We start from the raw sequence: 16,582 nt of genomic DNA on the forward strand, positions 1-16,582 counted from the left end.
TCATACCATTTTTTCATTACATTACGAGACCATTAAATCGCACTGAAAATCATCAACAACTTCATACTTTATATTATTCATTCTAATGTAATAAAATACATTGGTCAAACGCACGATTTTCAGCCTTAATTGACAACTAAGTCATTAAATCGCTAGCCCAGGCATGCCGCGGATCTTCATGCGTTTTCCCTGGGAATACGCGGGCCTTGGCATTGCGATGGCGAATGCCATGGAAGCAACCAAGCAAATCGCGGATTACATTACCGAAATCAATGATGAGCACGGTGTGGCCAAAGCGATTGAAAAGTTTGTGTTAGCGGCCGATAGCGCCGTAGCGTAAAACGAACAAGCATGAACAAATGGGGCGGGTGTTTGTGCCTGTCCCGTTTTTATTTCATGGTATTGATGGCGTATTCGTAGCGCGTTTTGGCGTGAGCCTATCTAGCTTTAATGAGTCGATAGCGGTACTCGCGGAAAACAAAAAATCCTGCTTAAAAGCAGGCTCTCTGGAAATGGTGCGTCCGGGCAGACTCGAACTGCCGACCCCCGCCATGTCAAGGCGGTACTCTAACCAACTGAGCTACGGACGCGAATTTCAAAATGTGGTGCGTCTGAGTGGACTCGAACCACCGACTTCCACCATGTCAAGGTGACACTCTAACCAACTGAGTTACAGACGCATAGTTTAGTGTTTCAAGCAAAGTGGTGCGTCCGAGTGGACTCGAACCACCGACCCCCGCCATGTCAAGGCGATACTCTAACCAGCTGAGCTACGGACGCACAGTGCTTGAAAGCGGGATGAATATTAGCGAGTTCATCTGTGTCACGCAAGCGCTTAAGCCCATATTTTTGCGTAGAAACGACTGTTTGGCGATTTGATCGTCAATATGGCGATGTTTTCGCTATCTGTCATGCGTGAGTGACTGTTTTAACGGTGACGCGCTGATTGTTGATGCGTTATTGCCCGAGTTTGACATCGCAACGCTGGAACAATTGTTGCCAGACATCAGCATGATGTTTAATCGCCGCTTTGTAGGCCTGATAAGCCTCTCCCTTCCAGTAGGCGTTTTTGTAATCGTTAAATGTGTCAGGCGTGTTTAAGCTCGCGAGACGCGCAAGAGCCGGGGCAAGATCGCGATACAGCCCATCTACCCGAGCCAGATATGGCTGCACATCACCCACGTAAAACTTATAAAAGACAGTCTGCAGGCGTTTTAAACGGGTGGTATCAAAATTACCGCCGCAACGCACTGTCTGTTGATGATTAGCGATCAGTTCACTGGTTTGGTTAAGCCACGCGGTGTGATAGCTCAAGCTCACAAACAAGTCGCCTAAGATGGGTTGTTTCTCGATACTTTCTTGCCAAGTCGTAACAGGCTCTGTGGGCGCTTGGGTTGAGGGTATCAATTGGCTAAACTGCTCAATAGTGTTAACCGCATTACTGTGTGCCGGCAGTTCGATGGGAAGTGTAAAGGCGGGTAAGCTGAGTTGTTTGCGCCAGGCGCCACTATCAATCAAGGTATTCCAGATCACTTTCTCCCGTTGCTGGCGTTTAAGTGTTAGTGCCTTTTTCAGCTCAGCTTGAATGCTCGGATCCTTCACTTGCGGCAAACACTGCGCCGCGGTATCGATGAATTTGAGCTCGTAGTCAAGTTGGCGAAAGCGATCCGCGACTTTACCCAAGGATGAGTTACGTTCTGCAATAAGGTTGAATAAGCCACACTGGCGAAGCTCATAGGCATCGAGCACCCCCATTCGCAGTTCATCAAGCGGCTGAACCAGATCGCGTTTACGTGGCAATGCTGGCAATTCGGGGGAAGTGAAATCGGGGGTGGGTGCATCCAATACATTGCCAAGTCGCTGGTAATAGTCGGCCATCATATCCTTGGCCGGATCATCTGATTGGCAACCTGTTAGTGCTGCTAACGATATCACGAGTATTGCAGTTTGTATTCGGCGCATGATTTGGCTCTTGGCTAAGCTCCTGACTTAACGATGCTAACATGTACGCAGGCGATCGGATTAACGATCGCCTCGTTGGGATCTACGTGTACAGTGTGAGGAACAGTTTTCCTTGTTAATTATACTTGTTGAGTTTGCGTAAGGGATAAAATCGTAGAAAGCTCTTCATCAATTGCTGTCATATCTTGTTGTACTTGTTCTATATTAGCAATGCTCGATTGAATACTCCCTGTTGCTTGTTCAGACAGGCTCAGTAGTCGTGTTACTTCATCGCTTAGCCCATCAGCAGAGTACTGGACTTTATCCATTACCTCGAGAGTTAGCCCAATCACATGGCTGATCTGACCAATGGCACCGTTGACATTTCTGACGGTTTCTCCGGTGGTACTAAGGCTGTTTTGCGTATTTTGCGATAAGTTACGGACTTCATCAGCGACCACGGCAAACCCACGTCCTTGTTCACCTGCGCGTGCCGCTTCAATAGCAGCGTTTAGTGCCAGCAAATTGGTTTGTTCGGCAATGCCATCAATCACTTTTAAAATTTCTTCTATACGGCTGGCATTCACACTCAGTGCGTCGGTATGGATTTGTAGATCTTGGCTTTGCCCGTGTTGTTGTTGGACCTCGTTAGCAAGCGTTGAAAACTGTTTTTGGACAGCTTGGAGAATGTCTGCGCTCTCGGTGGCGTAGTCGGCCACACCACTGTAACTGTCTAACAGTGATTGAAGTAACGATTTGTACCGAGACAGGCGATTGATACTATGCGATTGGAGTGCCGAAAGTTTTTGTAAGCTATTAATTTGTTTTTGAGCGTTGTAGCCACGGTAATCCGCATAGTGAATGGCAAATTGATCGGCCAAATTATCAGCAAAAGATTCGTTGGGTTCGACGCGGTATAGCATGAGTGCGGTCAGGGTCTGGTTTTGGTGTACACCTAATAGTTCACCAAATGTTGAAAAACCAGCAATACTGGGGATGTTATCAAAGCAAGTGACTCGTGATAGTGACTGCGTATTGTTGACACGGCGCAAGATACAATCGTTAGCGAGCATGGCAAAAGGCCGGCGAGGTTTGTCTCTTAAGTGTTGTTGATAGTCGCGTGCTGTCACTTCAGCTAGGTCATCCGCTTTCATAAGATAGAGGCTATCGCCAAAATCGAGATCGCAGAAGAAATGCAGGATACCTTGCTCATGGTCAATGGCAGCGATCGAACGGATATAAATTTGCTCGCCAATCTTTATTCCAAATGTATAGCCATCCAAATATGATTCGAGCTGGTGAGCCTGACAAGAAAAGTAATCACATAACGCTTGTACCGGTGAAATCAGGGCGGTGCTGTTGGGCGCAAACACACCGGTGACAATTCGAGCTGCTGGATCGCCTTTGGCTATATCTAAATGAAAGTTTGTTGGTTTGAAGTTATGGCTGTTCATGATGCCATAGCGAATGCCGGGCGCAAACTTGATAAAAGCGAGCGCGGCATAATTGTCGAGTAGCTTCCCATTGAGCGCCAACTTAGCTTCGCGGAAATTTAGAGTGCCACCTGCTGAGCCTCCCACGAAATAGCAAGGGAAACGGCGGGTTGCATAAAGGGCCTGCATAAAAAAGTTTTCTGAGCCACTTAATCCATCAAAAAAGGTGAGTGCGACTGTATCTTGCGCGTCGATAGTAAAAGGCACTCTGAGCTGTTGCAACGAACGGGTGATTTTTTCAATGCGTGTCACGGGCGATAATGTCGGCGTACCGCTTTTGATGTCTTCACAATGTAAAGGCACGGTCGCTGCGCTGACAGATTCAATGACATTGTCGCCATAACTCTGTAAAACAATGTTATCCCATTCGCCCTCTGTGGTGTGATACAGCGAGGTATGCCCACCACCAAGTTCGCCAGCTGTCATTATGGTTATCAGAGTTTGACAAAAAGGCATCGCGGCTTGGAGTTTTTGGGTTGTTGCTTCAAAGGGTAAATGGGGTGAGATAAAAGCCAGCACCAGGGGTGTTTTCCCTTCTGAGAAAGATAAAGCCGATAACGTGCTTTGATTGACATCGCGGCTACGAATACACAGTGAATAAACAAACGGTGGATGGTTGGGAGATTCATGTAAGGTTTTACTTGACAACGAGCGAGATTTTAAGAATTCAAACATAAACAACTCTACGACAAAGTGACCGGGTTGCCACATGGTTTGTATGGGGTTATTGACAAACTATACGTGGTTTACCCTTAGTAACGTAGCTGTGAGTTATGATCTATCACGCTGTTTTATAAACTTTTAAATCTGTTTTGGTAAACCTGTGACCGCAATCACCCTGTCAAATTACTTGACAGGGTAAAGAGCCCTTTTACCGCTCTGCCATGGCTAGTTGGAACTCGGGGGATTGTTGGCGCATCCAGCGTAAGCGTAGACCCAACAATACAGCCGCACTGGATAGGCCGATAATAATGCCAACCCAGAAACCATGTGCGCCCATGGCCGGCACCAGCCAGTCTGTCATACCAAGCACATAACCGAGCGGCAAGCCCAGCCCCCAGTAGGCGATTAGGGTGCGTTGGAAAATCGCGCGCATGTCTTTGTAGCCACGCAGGGCACCGGCGGCGACCACTTGAATGGCATCGGTGATCTGATAGATAGCCGCTAATAACATCAATGATGAGGCCAGCGTGGCGACGTCGGGGTTATCCGAATACAGGGCGATAATGAGATCGCGTAGCCATACGGTGAGTAGAGCAGTGATTACGGCCGTGCTGACACCAAGCCAAATACCAATTTTAGCGGAATTGGCCGCGCCTTCGGTGGTGCGTTTGCCCAATAGGTGGCCGACACGAATGCTGACTGCCACGCCAAGGCTCATCGGCAACATAAAGATCATAGTGGAGAAGTTGATCGCCACCTGATGCGCGGCCACGGTTATCGGCCCAAGTGGGGCGATTAAAATCGCAATCGCCGCAAACAAGGTCACCTCGAAGAAGAGCGAGGCCGCCACGGGGAAGCCGAGTTTAAACAAGCGAATCTGCTCTTTGATGATCGGCGAATAAAGTGTGGCGAATAAGTGTAGGCCACTGAGCTTTTTGCTGATCATGACATACACGGCCATCAGTCCCGCCATTAGCCAGTACACCAGCGCCGTGGCGACACCACATCCGACGCCGCCAAGTTCTGGTGCCCCTAGCTTACCGTAGACGAACATCCAGTTAAGCGGCACGTTAGCGGCCAGGCCGATAAAACCTATTACCATTGCTGGAACCGTGAGTGACATGCCTTCGCACAAGTTACGAATCGCTTGGAAAAGCAAAAAAGCCGGCACTGCCCAAATCACCGCATGCAAGTAACCAATGGTTTTTACCGTGAGCGCCGCTTCGACATCCATCAAGTCAATAATAAAGCCAGCTTTATACAAAATGAGCCCAATCGGCACGCTTAATAGCAGTGCCATGTACACGCCCTGCTGAAATTGAAAAGGGATCTGGTTTGCTTTACCAGCCCCGTTGAGCTGGGCAATCACGGGGACCATCGCCATTAGCAAGCCGATGCCAAATAAAATCGCGGGCATCCATATGCTTGAGGCAACCGCCACGGCAGCCATATCAGTGGCACTGTAGCCACCTGCCATTACGGTATCGACAAACCCCATTGAGGTTTGCGCTATTTGGGCAATAAAAACAGGCACACTGAGCCGAATAATGGCTCTTGCTTCATCATGGTATTGCTGCACGTTGGCCTCAACATGTTTAAGTGAAAGGGAGGGAGGAATCGATTGCGCGCAATTATACGTGCCAGGGGACGCGAAAAGGAAGCAAAAGCACTATCAATTTCGCACCTGCGACGATGCAATGTTTTTAAGATAGCGAGTGGCGGTGGCCGCGAGCCTAACGACTAGAAAATTTGCTCATCGTCTGCATCAATAAACAGATTAATGGTTCGATGAGATTCATCAATCTGCATATCGTAATGAATGGCATTGCAACAGTTTGGGCAATCTTCATAAAACTCTTGGTTACCACCACTCAGATCCAATGTGATATCAAAGCGATGGCCACAGTGCGGGCAATTAACGATCCGGTCAGTCATATCGTCCATGGTTACACACCTCTTTTCGGTTCTCTGTACTTAAGGTCAGTATAGATGAGGATGGTAAGGGGATAAACGTAGGGAAGAATATGATCGATAAACTGGGCTTTGCGTCGCGACAAATGGCATATCACCTTGATGACGGTGAATGCCATTTATATTGCTATTATGACGTCACGTCGACGGCGAGAGCGATTCGAGATTATCTGCGCTAAATGCGCGAAGGCTCGCAAGCTTTTGGTCGGCAATCACAAAGCGAGGATCCTCCCACTCATGGGCTGAAGGCACGACAATGGTTTTCATCGAGGCCGCTTTGGCAGCAAGTAGGCCAGTAAATGAATCTTCAAAAGCTACACAGTGATCGGGCTCCACACCCAAGGCATTGGCGGCGTTAAGATAGACCTCTGGGTGAGGTTTGCCGTGTTTAAGTGCACCGGCTGACTCTACGATGGCAAATTGCTCACTGAGTCCTAATGCATCAAGGGTTGGATGAATAAGTGTAAGGGGCGATGACGATGCTAAGCCCACTTTTAGCCCAGCTTGATGGCAAATCGCTAACGCTTCTTTAACGCCCGGCATCATCGGCTTCTCGTCTTTCACTAACTCCACCACACGGTCGACGATCCGCGCTTGTACATCGGCATTGGAGGAGCCCTGCCAAGGCTGAGTGCGTGCGTAGTATTTGACTATCTCGTCAATTCGAACGCCTGTGGTGTCACGCGTGTCTTGCAAACTGATGGAAACACCCAGCTCGCTCAATACGTCAATTTGTGCACGTTGCCAAAACGGCTCTGAGTCAACCAACAGGCCGTCCATATCAAATATCGCGGCAGATAACATTGCCAACCTCATTCTCAGTTTGTGTGCATCGCATCCTACACCGTGAGTGTGAGTTTTGTCAGCAATTGTTCTGCTTGTGTGAGGTATGGCCCGCCGAATAAGTTGACGTGGTTAAGCACGTGATAAAGGTTGTAAATGTCTTTGCGATTTTGATAACCCTCATCTAACGGCCACTCGGCTTGATAGCCGTTGTAAAAGCTTGACGGAAAACCGCCAAAGAGCTCTGTCATGGCGATATCGGCTTCTCGATCGCCCCAATAACAGGCAGGGTCAAACACCACAGGGCCATTGACCGACAGCCCCATGTTGCCCGACCAAAGATCCCCGTGAAGCAAGGAAGGCTTGGGCGTGTGGCCGACAAGTTGGGCTTTAACATTTTCGGTAATGGTATCGATGTCGCCAAAATGCAGCGAGCGCTCAGCCGCCAATTGCAATTGCCAACCAATACGTTGTTCAGCAAAAAAACGACACCATTTGCGGTGCCAACAGTTTCTCTGCTCCGTGGTGCCGATGAAATTATCGTCATCGAAGCCGTACTCTGCTTGCTCCCCCCAGCGATGATGACGCGCTAAGTGTTGCCCCAACAAATAAGCCTGCGTGTCATCTATCGGTTTGATGGGCAGGTAGTTGAGCACCAAGACAGCACTGTCTTTCACGGGGCCGACAAAATACACCTGAGGTACATGAATATGGCCGCTCATCGCGAGTTGACGCAACCCTTCTGCTTCGGCTTCAAAGGCGGGGAGTAGGGCACGCTCGTTCACCTTGACGAAAAAACGTTGATCATCGCCATCGCTAACGCAATAGGCATCATGGATGTCGCCACCACTGAGAGCGTGTTTTTCGGTGATTTGGAAATCGATCCCGAGTTGTTCGGATAGGTGTACAGACAGGGCATGCCACATAAGCGACTCCGTTACATCGAGGTAAAGGGGGAAGTAACAGCAACTGGTTATATAGTAGCCTAGGATTTCGCCTAATATCTGTGGCTATGGCGACAGTTTGAATAAAAAACGGCTCACGAAGAGCCGTTTAACGGTCAGGTTTGGTACTTATTGCCGCGGTTAAGAGGCGGAAGATAAGCTCGGCAAGAGACTATTTGGCATTAAGCGGTTATAGGTGCCGGTTTTAAGCAGTGCGTTGGCCTTTTCAATATCAGGGGCAAAGTAGCGGTCTTTATCATAAAACGGCACGACGCCGCGTAGTTCCGCTTTGGCTTGCTCCAAGCGCTCAGAGCTTTTATGGGGAGCACGAAAGTCAATGCCTTGACTGGCTGAAAGCAGTTCAACGGCCAAAATACCGCGTGTGTTGCTGCTCATATCGTGTAGGCGGCGAGCAGCGAAGGTCGCCATCGAGACATGATCCTCTTGGTTTGCTGAGGTAGGCAGGCTGTCAATCGACGCTGGGTGGGCCAGGGTTTTGTTTTCACTGGCCAACGCGGCAGCAGTGACCTGTGCGATCATAAACCCTGAGTTAACGCCACCGTTGTTCACCAAAAATGCCGGGAGTTTGCTGAGGTTAGTGTCGATGAGTAGTGCCATCCGACGTTCCGACAAGCTACCCATTTCTGCAATCGCTAATGCGAGGTTGTCTGCAGCCATGGCAACGGGCTCGGCGTGGAAATTGCCCCCAGAAATGATGTCGCCATCTTCTGGGAACACCAGTGGGTTATCGGATACCGCATTGGCTTCAGTGATAAGCACGTCGGCTGCTTGGCGAATTTGCTGCAAGCAAGCGCCCATCACCTGTGGCTGGCAGCGCAGAGAGTAAGGGTCTTGCACTTTTTCACAGTTTTGGTGGCTATCACCAATTTCACTGGACTCATCCAACAGATGGCGGTAGGCGGCAGCGGCATCCATTTGGGTTTGGTGGCCGCGTACTGCGTGAATGCGCGGGTCGAAGGGGCGTCGGCTGCCGAGGGCTGCTTCCACTGACAATGCGCCACAAACCGTGGCGGCGGCGTAGAGATCTTCGGCCTCAAACAGACCCTCGAGGGCAAAGGCCGTGGACGCCTGTGTACCATTAAGAAGCGCCAGCCCTTCTTTTGGCCCCAGTGTAATAGGCGATAACCCGGCGATCTTTAACGCGGCTTCACCAGAAATCACTTCGCCTTTATAACGCGCTTGGCCTTCACCCAGTAACACCGTGCTCATATGCGCGAGAGGTGCAAGGTCGCCTGAAGCGCCCACGGAGCCTTTTTTGGGGATGCAGGGATACACCTCGCGGTTGACCAACTCTGCCAGCGCTTTGACGACCTCAAAGCGGATCCCTGAATAACCACGCGCCAAGCTAGCAATTTTGAGCACCATCATCAGGCGCACGGTGGCATCGTCCATAAACTCACCGATCCCCGCCGCGTGAGACAGCACAATCGAGCGCTGGAGCGTTTCCAGATCGTCAAGCTCAATGCGGGTATTGGCCAATAAGCCAAAGCCCGTATTGATGCCGTAGACCACCCGCCCTTGCTCAAGGACGTTAGTGACAGTATCCGTGCTGGTTTTCATGGTGGCTTCAATACCGTCAGCAAACGCCAGTTGCACGGGCTCTCGGCTGACTTGTCGTAGTTGGTCCAGGGTGAGCTCACCAGGTTGTAGCGTTAATGTGTACATCTTGCTCTCCTTAGCGCAGCGGTTGGTTAGGTAAGTCCAACAGCGGCAGATCGAGTTGTTCTTCTTTGGCGCAATCAATAGCAATGTCGTAGCCGGCATCGGCATGGCGCATGACGCCGGTGGCAGGGTCGTTTCGCAGCACACGTGCCACACGCTGGTGGGCATCATCGGTGCCGTCACAGACAATCACCACGCCTGAGTGTTGTGAGAAGCCCATTCCAACACCGCCACCATGGTGTAATGATACCCAGGTGGCTCCTGATGCTGTGTTTAACATCGCGTTGAGTAATGGCCAATCAGACACCGCGTCCGAGCCGTCAAGCATGCCCTCGGTTTCACGGTTCGGGCTCGCGACTGAGCCTGAGTCTAAGTGGTCACGGCCAATCACCACGGGCGCTTTGAGTTCGCCATTTTTCACCATTTCGTTAAAGGCAAGAGCCAAGCGGGCACGGTCTTTGACACCCACCCAACAAATACGAGCCGGTAAGCCTTGGAACTGAATGCGTTCTTTGGCCATATCAAGCCAGTTGTGCAGGTGCGGGTCATCCGGGATTAGCTCTTTGACTTTCTGATCGGTTTTATAGATATCTTCCGGATCGCCTGACAGGGCCGCCCAGCGGAACGGACCAATTCCTTGGCAGAATAACGGACGAATATAGGCAGGGACAAATCCTGGGAAATCAAAGGCATTGTCGACCCCTACTTCGAGGGCCATCTGGCGAATGTTGTTGCCGTAATCCAAGGTCGCCGCGCCGCGCGTTTGCAAATCAAGCATCGCTTTTACTTGTACGGCCATTGATGCTTTCGCGGCTTTCACGACCTCTGCTTCGTTTTCTTTGCGCTGAGCGGCGGCTTGCTCCATGGTCCAGCCCTGTGGCAAGTAACCATTGAGAGGGTCGTGGGCTGAGGTTTGGTCGGTGACCACGTCCGGGGTGATATTGCGCTTAACTAGTTCAGGGAAAATATCAGCCGCATTGGCCAGTAACCCAATGGAAACGGGCTTACCAGACTGCTTGGCGTCTTCAATCATCCCAAGCGCTTCATCAAGTGACGTTGCTTTGCGATCGACATAGCCAGTGCGCAAGCGATAATCGATACGGCTTTCATCACACTCAACCGCAATCATTGAAAAGCCAGCCATGGTGGCTGCCAGTGGCTGAGCGCCACCCATACCACCCAGACCACCGGTCAAGATCCAACGTCCCTTGGCTTCACCATCGAAATGCTTCTTAGCGACGGCAACAAAGGTTTCGTAAGTGCCTTGAACAATGCCCTGTGAGCCGATATAAATCCAGCTCCCCGCGGTCATTTGGCCATACATCATTAACCCTTGCTTATCGAGCTCATTGAAATGTTCCCAGTTTGCCCAGTGCGGCACCAAGTTTGAGTTGGCAATAAGCACACGGGGCGCATCTTTGTGGGTCGGGAATACCCCGACAGGCTTACCGGATTGCACCAACAAGGTTTGGTCGTCATCAAGACGTTTAAGCACCTCGACAATTTTATCGAAACATTGCCAATTACGGGCGGCCCGACCAATACCTCCATAGACAACTAAGCCATTAGGGTGTTCGGCCACGTCTGGATGTAGGTTATTCATTAGCATGCGAAGGGGGCCTTCGGTTAGCCAGCTTTTAGTATTTAGCTCTGGCCCGGTTGGGGCTTTAACCGTGCGTGAATCAAAACGTGGATCCGTCATGGTTACTCTCCTTGTGAATCAATGTGGTGCGACATCGCGTGTAGCATGGTCCAAGCCATTCGAGCCGCTAATCGACTGGTTTGCTGGTCGCGGTCGTAGTTGGGATTAACTTCAGTGATGTCGCACACGGGGACACGAATGCGCTGCTGGTCGGCTTCACCAAAAATAAACTGAATCAGTGGTTCAATGACCTGTACTGGCACGCCGATTGTCGCTGGTGCGCTCACACCCGGCGCGACACTGGCGGGAAAAACATCCATATCGAGCGTCAGGTATAAGTAATCACACCCTTGGATAAATTTGCCTAACTTCTCCTTCAGCGCAGGGATTGCCGCCACATGCATCTCAGTATCTTCTTCTACCCAGCATCCAAGTTGCTCGGCTTTATCAAATAGCGCTTGGGTGTTGCTGGTTCGGCTTACGCCTAAGCAGGCATAGTGAAATGGCCAGCCTTTTTGCTGACAAAGCTGGGCGATTTGCGCGAAGGGTGTGCCTGAGCTGCCGGCTTTGCTGAGCCCTTGTGGTGTGCGCAAGTCAAAGTGCGCATCAAAATTAATGATACCGATCTTGGGTGTCTGCAGGGGTGAAGCATGGCGTGACAGGTAGCCGGATAAGCCTTGAAAGCTGGCCCACGCGGTTTCATGTCCGCCCCCCAGCACCAAAACATTATGCTGTGATAGTGTTTGGTGAATGTGTTGACTTAGCCCTTGTTGTGCTAGGACAAGGTCGGTGTCATCACAGACGATATTGCCACCATCGTAGAGGGCAGGGGCGTTGTGCCAGGCGAAGTTCGCTAATGCCTGCCGAATCGTATCCGGTGCCAGCGCCGCACCTTGACGACCTTTGTTGCGGGCGACACCTTCATCGCAAGCAAAACCGTAGATCACCACACCGCCTTGTTCACACGAAGGGGTGTACGAGGTCACCGTTTGGTGCAAGCGCAGTCCGCGCTCGCCGTCCTCTGGGTCAACGCGCCCTTGCCAAAGCGTCATATCAGCCGGTAAGTGTTTCATCCGCGGCTCCCCTGGTTGTCATACCATGTTCCGCCAACGATGCGCCCAGCCAGTGGCGCAGTGCCCACCATGTAACTAAGCTCAGCCGGGGATTGGCAATGCCAAACCGCCAAATCCGCATCAAATCCGACAGCGATTTGCCCTTTGTTGTCTAGCCCCATGGCTTGTGCAGCATGGCGGGTGACACCGTAGAGGTTCTCTTTAGGCGTCAATTTAAAAAAGGTTGAGGCCATGTTCATCATCAGGGTTAACGAGGCAAAGGGTGACGTCCCTGGGTTAAAGTCCGTCGCGAGTGCCATGGGTACTTGGTTGTCACGCAATGCTTGAATCGGAGGATGTTGAGTTTCACGGAGAAAGTAAAACGCACCAGGAAGCAAGGTCGCAACCGTGCCGCACTCTGCCAAAAGCTGAGCGTCGGCTTCTGATAAGTATTCAATATGATCCACCGACAAGGCGCCTGCTTTTGCGGCTGCCACACTGCCACCGAGATCGCTGAGCTGTTCGGTGTGCGCTTTAATCTTTAATCCATGCGCATTGGCTGCGGCATAGACTTTTTCTGCTTGGTCGACGCTAAAGGCTATTTTTTCACAAAAGACGTCTACCGCATCGGCCAGTTGTTGTTCTGCCGCGGCAGGGATCAGTGTATGACAAACAAAGTCAATGTAGTGATCGGCATCATGTTGATACTCAGGTGGGAGTGCATGCGCGGCTAACAAGGTGGTGGAGACATTAATCGGCAAATGCTGCTCAATGGCGCGTGCGACGCGCAGCATTTTTAGCTCGTCCTCAAAAGTGAGGCCATACCCTGATTTTATTTCGAGGGTTGTTACACCGTCTCGCATGAGTGCTTCAGCACGTGGTAGTGCAAGCGCCAGTAACTCGTCCTCGCTGGCTGCGCGAGTGGCGTTGACAGTGGACAAGATCCCACCGCCTTGCTCAGCGATGGTTTGGTAAGGCACCCCGTTAAGGCGCTGCTCAAATTCACCGGCGCGATTGCCGGCAAATACCAAGTGTGTGTGACTATCGATAAGCCCTGGTGTCACTAGGGCACCATTTAACGACTGCTTAGGCCAATCAAGCTGCTTGGCTTGCTCCCCTAGCGCAACGATTTTTCCGTTCTCGACGGCGATCGCAGAGCCAGACTGGCATTGATAGCCTGACGCTTCACTCATCGTGCTCGCCATACTGATGACGTTTGCCTCGGTAAAGACCTTTTTCATGGTGAATACCTTGCTATTCCATAAATGTCTATACAAATGTATAGACAAATAAGAGAGCAAACACAAGAGAAAGTGTAAAGGTTTTGTGATCAACTCGATCGTTTTTCGGCGAGAAGCGAGAGGTTTAACGTAGAAGGGGAGGACGAGCCTTAATCATAAAGGCCCACTTTAAAGTCTGAAACCCGTTCATCATAGCGACCGGATTGACGCAATTGTTGTAAACCTTGATTTAGCGCTGAGAGGTATTCATCCAACAAGCATCGCCTAACGAGAGCGCTAGGCTATCTGTCTGTGCGTGACGTGAGTTTATAACGTGAACCAGGGTGGTAGAGTAATGCGGCACTGACCAATGTTTGCTGACTCCAGGTGCGGCGGTGAAGTAAAAGGCAGGGCTCATCAGACTTCATCGTCAATGCTTCTTTGACTACCGCTGATGGATTAATCGCTTCGACACTGTGTTCAATGGTGTTGACCGGACACACAGAGGACAAATATTCATTGGGGGTGGTGTGATTAAAGTCTTGCTCAAGATAAGCAGGTGCAAGTGCCGGGTTAACCCAGCGCTGTTCGAGTTGAAGGGGAATACTGTCACCGTAATGGACAATTTCACTGTAATACACATCTGTTCCTAGCATCACGCCTAGGCGCATCGCTACATCGACAGGGGCAGAAATACGCTTTAGCGCATGAATAACGCTGTGGTAGTGCTGACCACGTGCGGTGACTTCGTTAGCAATGTTGCGAATATCCATTAAGGGGGACTCCGCTTTTGGCTCAGTCACAAAGGTGCCTAGCCGAGGCGTACGCTCCAGTAACCCTTCTGCGACCAGATCACGGACAGCTTTATTCACTGTCATCCGGCTGACGTTGAACAAACCGCACAGTTCGTATTCGGTAGGGATACGTGTGCCAACTGGCCAAACTCGCGTCTCAATTTTATCTTGGATGTAGTCTTTGATTTGTTGATAACGAGGCGCGTTGGCCATACTGTTTCCTCTTCAATATTGTGTATACAAATCAGCATTCATGAAGTGACGTACAAAATCAAGTGAATGATAGGAAACTTGATTGTTTATCACGCTGATTCCCGCGTAGAAATTATTACTAGGATGACTTGCATCACAAATGCGGGATCTTCATAATCGAGATTCTATTCGCACTGCGCGGTTATACACTAACCGCCAAAATACACTTCATGTGCCACTTGGTGTGTGGCACCACTGAGAAGGATTGTTACCAATGCCTCTAATTACTCTCCCTGACGGCAGTCAGCGTTCATTTGACCACCCTGTTTCAACGTATGATGTTGCCAATGATATCGGCCCAGGTCTCGCTAAAGCTTGCATTGCCGGTCGGGTAAACGGTGAGCGTGTTGACGCGTGTGATCTTATCGAGCAAGACGCGCAACTGGAAATCATCACTGCGAAAGACGAAGACGGGTTAGAAATCATTCGCCACTCTTGTGCGCACCTTTTAGGCCATGCGATTAAGCAGCTTTTCCCTGACACAAAGATGGCTATTGGCCCAACCATCGACAATGGTTTCTACTACGACGTAGATATGGACCGCTCGCTCACCCAGGACGATCTGGATGCGATTGAAAAACGCATGAAAGAGTTGGTGAAAACCAAGTATCAAGTGGTTAAGAAAAACGTGAGCTGGCAAGAGGCGCGCGACACGTTTGAGTCTCGCGGCGAACCGTACAAGATAGAAATCTTAGACGAAAATGTCTCTCGTGATGACCGTCCGGGCTTGTACCACCACGAAGAATACGTTGATATGTGTCGTGGCCCACACGTGCCAAACATGAGTTTTTGTCAGAACTTCAAAATTTTGAATGTGGCGGGTGCTTACTGGCGTGGCAATAGCGACAACAAAATGTTGCAGCGAATCTATGGCACAGCGTTTGCGGATAAAAAGCAACTCAAAGCGCATTTGGTACGCTTGGAAGAAGCCGCTAAACGTGACCATCGTAAACTAGGTAAGCAGCTTGATCTGTACCATATGCAGCAAGAAGCGCCTGGGATGGTATTTTGGCATCATAACGGTTGGACGATTTTCCGTGAGCTTGAGCAATTTATTCGCGACAAGCTCACTGAGTATGATTACCAAGAGGTGAAAGGGCCGCTTATCATGGACCGCGTGCTTTGGGAACGTTCGGGCCATTGGGATAAGTATGCGGACTACATGTTCACCACCAATTCAGAGAACCGTGAATACGCCCTTAAGCCGATGAACTGTCCTGGGCATGTTCAGATCTTTAACCAAGGCCTTAAGTCGTACCGTGATCTACCGTTGCGTATGGCGGAATTTGGTAGCTGTCACCGTAATGAACCCTCAGGTGCATTGCATGGTTTGATGCGTGTTCGTGGCTTTACCCAAGACGATGCGCACATTTTCTGTACTCCAGAACAGGTGCAGCAGGAAGTCAGTGCGTGTATCGAGATGGTCTATGAGACCTATCAGACCTTTGGCTTTAACAACATTGAAGTCAAGCTCTCTACCCGTCCAGAAACACGTGTCGGCTCCGACGAAATGTGGGATAAAGCCGAGCAAGCCTTGAATGAAGCCCTAACGGCAATGGATATTCCATTTGAAATTCAAGAGGGTGAAGGTGCATTCTACGGGCCTAAGATTGAGTTTACGCTACATGATTGTCTCGATCGTGCATGGCAGTGTGGTACAGTACAACTTGATTTCGCGTTGCCCGAGCGCTTAAGCGCGACCTATGTAGGGGAAGACAACGAACGCCATACGCCGGTGATGATTCACCGCGCTATTCTGGGCTCGTTGGAACGTTTCATCGGGATTCTTATCGAAGAATACGCGGGACACTTCCCTGCGTGGTTATCACCACAACAAGCGGTTGTGATGAATATCACGGATAAACAAGCAGATTACGCACAAGAGATTGCGAAAAAACTGCAAAAAGCTGGATTTAGAGCCTCTGCGGACTTGAGAAACGAGAAGATTGGCTTTAAAATCCGCGAACACACTTTGAAGCGTGTTCCGTATATGTTGGTTTGTGGTGACCAGGAAATGGAAGCTGGCGAAGTCGCTATACGGACCCGTAAAGGTAAAGATTTGGGTAAAATTAAGATTGATGACTTCTTAGCGCAGTTGCAGCAAGAAGTGCAAGATCGAACACTCAATATTGTGGAGGAATAAG

The 16,582-nt window shown here is 50.2% G+C and carries 12 protein-coding genes, 3 tRNA genes and 2 pseudogenes; 2 read left to right on the forward strand and 15 right to left on the reverse strand.

Going from position 1 to position 16,582, the window contains the following annotated elements; all coding sequences use genetic code 11:
* Positions 1 to 193: 193 nt before the first annotated feature.
* Positions 194 to 340 (forward strand): annotated as a pseudogene (locus tag BGL48_RS16000) (HAD hydrolase family protein); the annotation flags it as partial.
* A gap of 173 nt (positions 341 to 513) precedes the next feature.
* Here the strand turns inward: BGL48_RS16000 and BGL48_RS09235 are convergent.
* The 15 genes and pseudogenes from BGL48_RS09235 to hutC all read right to left on the reverse strand — a co-directional run bounded on the left by BGL48_RS09235 (position 514) and on the right by hutC (position 14,399).
* A tRNA-Val gene (locus BGL48_RS09235) sits at positions 514 to 590 on the reverse strand.
* A 13-nt stretch (positions 591 to 603) separates the two neighbouring features.
* Positions 604 to 680, reverse strand: a tRNA-Val gene (locus tag BGL48_RS09240).
* A gap of 23 nt (positions 681 to 703) precedes the next feature.
* Positions 704 to 780, reverse strand: a tRNA-Val gene (locus BGL48_RS09245).
* Positions 781 to 957: 177 nt separating this feature from the next.
* Positions 958 to 1,962 carry a DUF3080 domain-containing protein gene (locus BGL48_RS09250; RefSeq protein WP_069362365.1) on the reverse strand — a complete coding sequence of 335 codons (1,005 nt, stop codon included), beginning with the start codon at positions 1,960 to 1,962 and terminating at the stop codon, positions 958 to 960.
* Positions 1,963 to 2,081: 119 nt separating this feature from the next.
* Positions 2,082 to 2,864: a methyl-accepting chemotaxis protein gene (locus tag BGL48_RS16675; RefSeq protein WP_255377385.1), complete on the reverse strand. Its 783-nt coding sequence runs from the start codon at positions 2,862 to 2,864 to the stop codon at positions 2,082 to 2,084.
* Between the two features lie 48 nt (positions 2,865 to 2,912).
* Positions 2,913 to 4,145: pseudogene (locus BGL48_RS16680) on the reverse strand (FIST signal transduction protein); the annotation flags it as partial.
* A 160-nt stretch (positions 4,146 to 4,305) separates the two neighbouring features.
* On the reverse strand, positions 4,306 to 5,676 hold the full coding sequence (locus tag BGL48_RS09260) for an MATE family efflux transporter (RefSeq protein WP_069362367.1): 1,371 nt from the start codon (positions 5,674 to 5,676) through the stop codon (positions 4,306 to 4,308).
* A gap of 161 nt (positions 5,677 to 5,837) precedes the next feature.
* Positions 5,838 to 6,041, reverse strand: coding sequence for a CPXCG motif-containing cysteine-rich protein (locus BGL48_RS09265; RefSeq protein WP_069362368.1), 204 nt, complete (start codon positions 6,039 to 6,041; stop codon positions 5,838 to 5,840).
* A gap of 165 nt (positions 6,042 to 6,206) precedes the next feature.
* Complete coding sequence (hxpB, locus tag BGL48_RS09270; protein ID WP_069362369.1) at positions 6,207 to 6,872, reverse strand: hexitol phosphatase HxpB; 666 nt, start codon at positions 6,870 to 6,872, stop codon at positions 6,207 to 6,209.
* 35 nt (positions 6,873 to 6,907) lie between these two features.
* Positions 6,908 to 7,777: a fructosamine kinase family protein gene (locus BGL48_RS09275; RefSeq protein WP_069362370.1), complete on the reverse strand. Its 870-nt coding sequence runs from the start codon at positions 7,775 to 7,777 to the stop codon at positions 6,908 to 6,910.
* 159 nt (positions 7,778 to 7,936) lie between these two features.
* Entirely contained in the window at positions 7,937 to 9,481 is a 1,545-nt protein-coding gene (hutH, locus tag BGL48_RS09280) for a histidine ammonia-lyase (protein ID WP_069362371.1), read from the reverse strand.
* A 10-nt stretch (positions 9,482 to 9,491) separates the two neighbouring features.
* On the reverse strand, positions 9,492 to 11,180 hold the full coding sequence (gene hutU, locus BGL48_RS09285; protein ID WP_069362372.1) for a urocanate hydratase: 1,689 nt from the start codon (positions 11,178 to 11,180) through the stop codon (positions 9,492 to 9,494).
* 2 nt (positions 11,181 to 11,182) lie between these two features.
* On the reverse strand, positions 11,183 to 12,193 hold the full coding sequence (gene hutG, locus BGL48_RS09290; protein ID WP_069362373.1) for a formimidoylglutamase: 1,011 nt from the start codon (positions 12,191 to 12,193) through the stop codon (positions 11,183 to 11,185).
* Positions 12,190 to 13,413, reverse strand: a complete 1,224-nt coding sequence (gene hutI / locus BGL48_RS09295) for an imidazolonepropionase (protein ID WP_069362374.1) — start codon at positions 13,411 to 13,413, stop codon at positions 12,190 to 12,192. Before hutI ends, hutG begins: the two co-directional genes overlap by 4 nt.
* Positions 13,414 to 13,694: 281 nt before the next feature.
* Entirely contained in the window at positions 13,695 to 14,399 is a 705-nt protein-coding gene (hutC, locus tag BGL48_RS09300) for a histidine utilization repressor (protein ID WP_069362375.1), read from the reverse strand.
* A 253-nt stretch (positions 14,400 to 14,652) separates the two neighbouring features.
* On the opposite strand from hutC, the gene thrS reads away from it, so the two are divergent.
* The gene (gene thrS, locus BGL48_RS09305) at positions 14,653 to 16,581 is read left to right on the forward strand and encodes a threonine--tRNA ligase (RefSeq protein ID WP_069362376.1); all 1,929 of its coding nucleotides are present in this window, start codon (positions 14,653 to 14,655) and stop codon (positions 16,579 to 16,581) included.
* Position 16,582: the final 1 nt, after the last annotated feature.

The sequence above is a fragment of the Salinivibrio sp. SS3 genome, from assembly GCF_001722105.1.
GTDB classification, from domain to species: domain Bacteria; phylum Pseudomonadota; class Gammaproteobacteria; order Enterobacterales; family Vibrionaceae; genus Salinivibrio; species Salinivibrio kushneri.

Excerpts from the sequence above, each read along its gene's own strand:
- BGL48_RS09250 (WP_069362365.1), bottom strand. The coding sequence starts at position 1,962 with ATGCGCCGAATACAAACTGCAATACTCGTGATATCGTTAGCAGCACTA.
- BGL48_RS16675 (WP_255377385.1), bottom strand. The coding sequence starts at position 2,864 with ATGCTATACCGCGTCGAACCCAACGAATCTTTTGCTGATAATTTGGCC.
- BGL48_RS09265 (WP_069362368.1), bottom strand. The coding sequence starts at position 6,041 with ATGGACGATATGACTGACCGGATCGTTAATTGCCCGCACTGTGGCCAT.
- hxpB (WP_069362369.1), bottom strand. The coding sequence starts at position 6,872 with ATGTTATCTGCCGCGATATTTGATATGGACGGCCTGTTGGTTGACTCA.
- BGL48_RS09275 (WP_069362370.1), bottom strand. The coding sequence starts at position 7,777 with ATGTGGCATGCCCTGTCTGTACACCTATCCGAACAACTCGGGATCGAT.
- hutH (WP_069362371.1), bottom strand. The coding sequence starts at position 9,481 with ATGTACACATTAACGCTACAACCTGGTGAGCTCACCCTGGACCAACTA.
- hutU (WP_069362372.1), bottom strand. The coding sequence starts at position 11,180 with ATGACGGATCCACGTTTTGATTCACGCACGGTTAAAGCCCCAACCGGG.
- hutG (WP_069362373.1), bottom strand. The coding sequence starts at position 12,193 with ATGAAACACTTACCGGCTGATATGACGCTTTGGCAAGGGCGCGTTGAC.
- hutI (WP_069362374.1), bottom strand. The coding sequence starts at position 13,413 with ATGAAAAAGGTCTTTACCGAGGCAAACGTCATCAGTATGGCGAGCACG.
- hutC (WP_069362375.1), bottom strand. The coding sequence starts at position 14,399 with ATGGCCAACGCGCCTCGTTATCAACAAATCAAAGACTACATCCAAGAT.
- thrS (WP_069362376.1), top strand. The coding sequence starts at position 14,653 with ATGCCTCTAATTACTCTCCCTGACGGCAGTCAGCGTTCATTTGACCAC.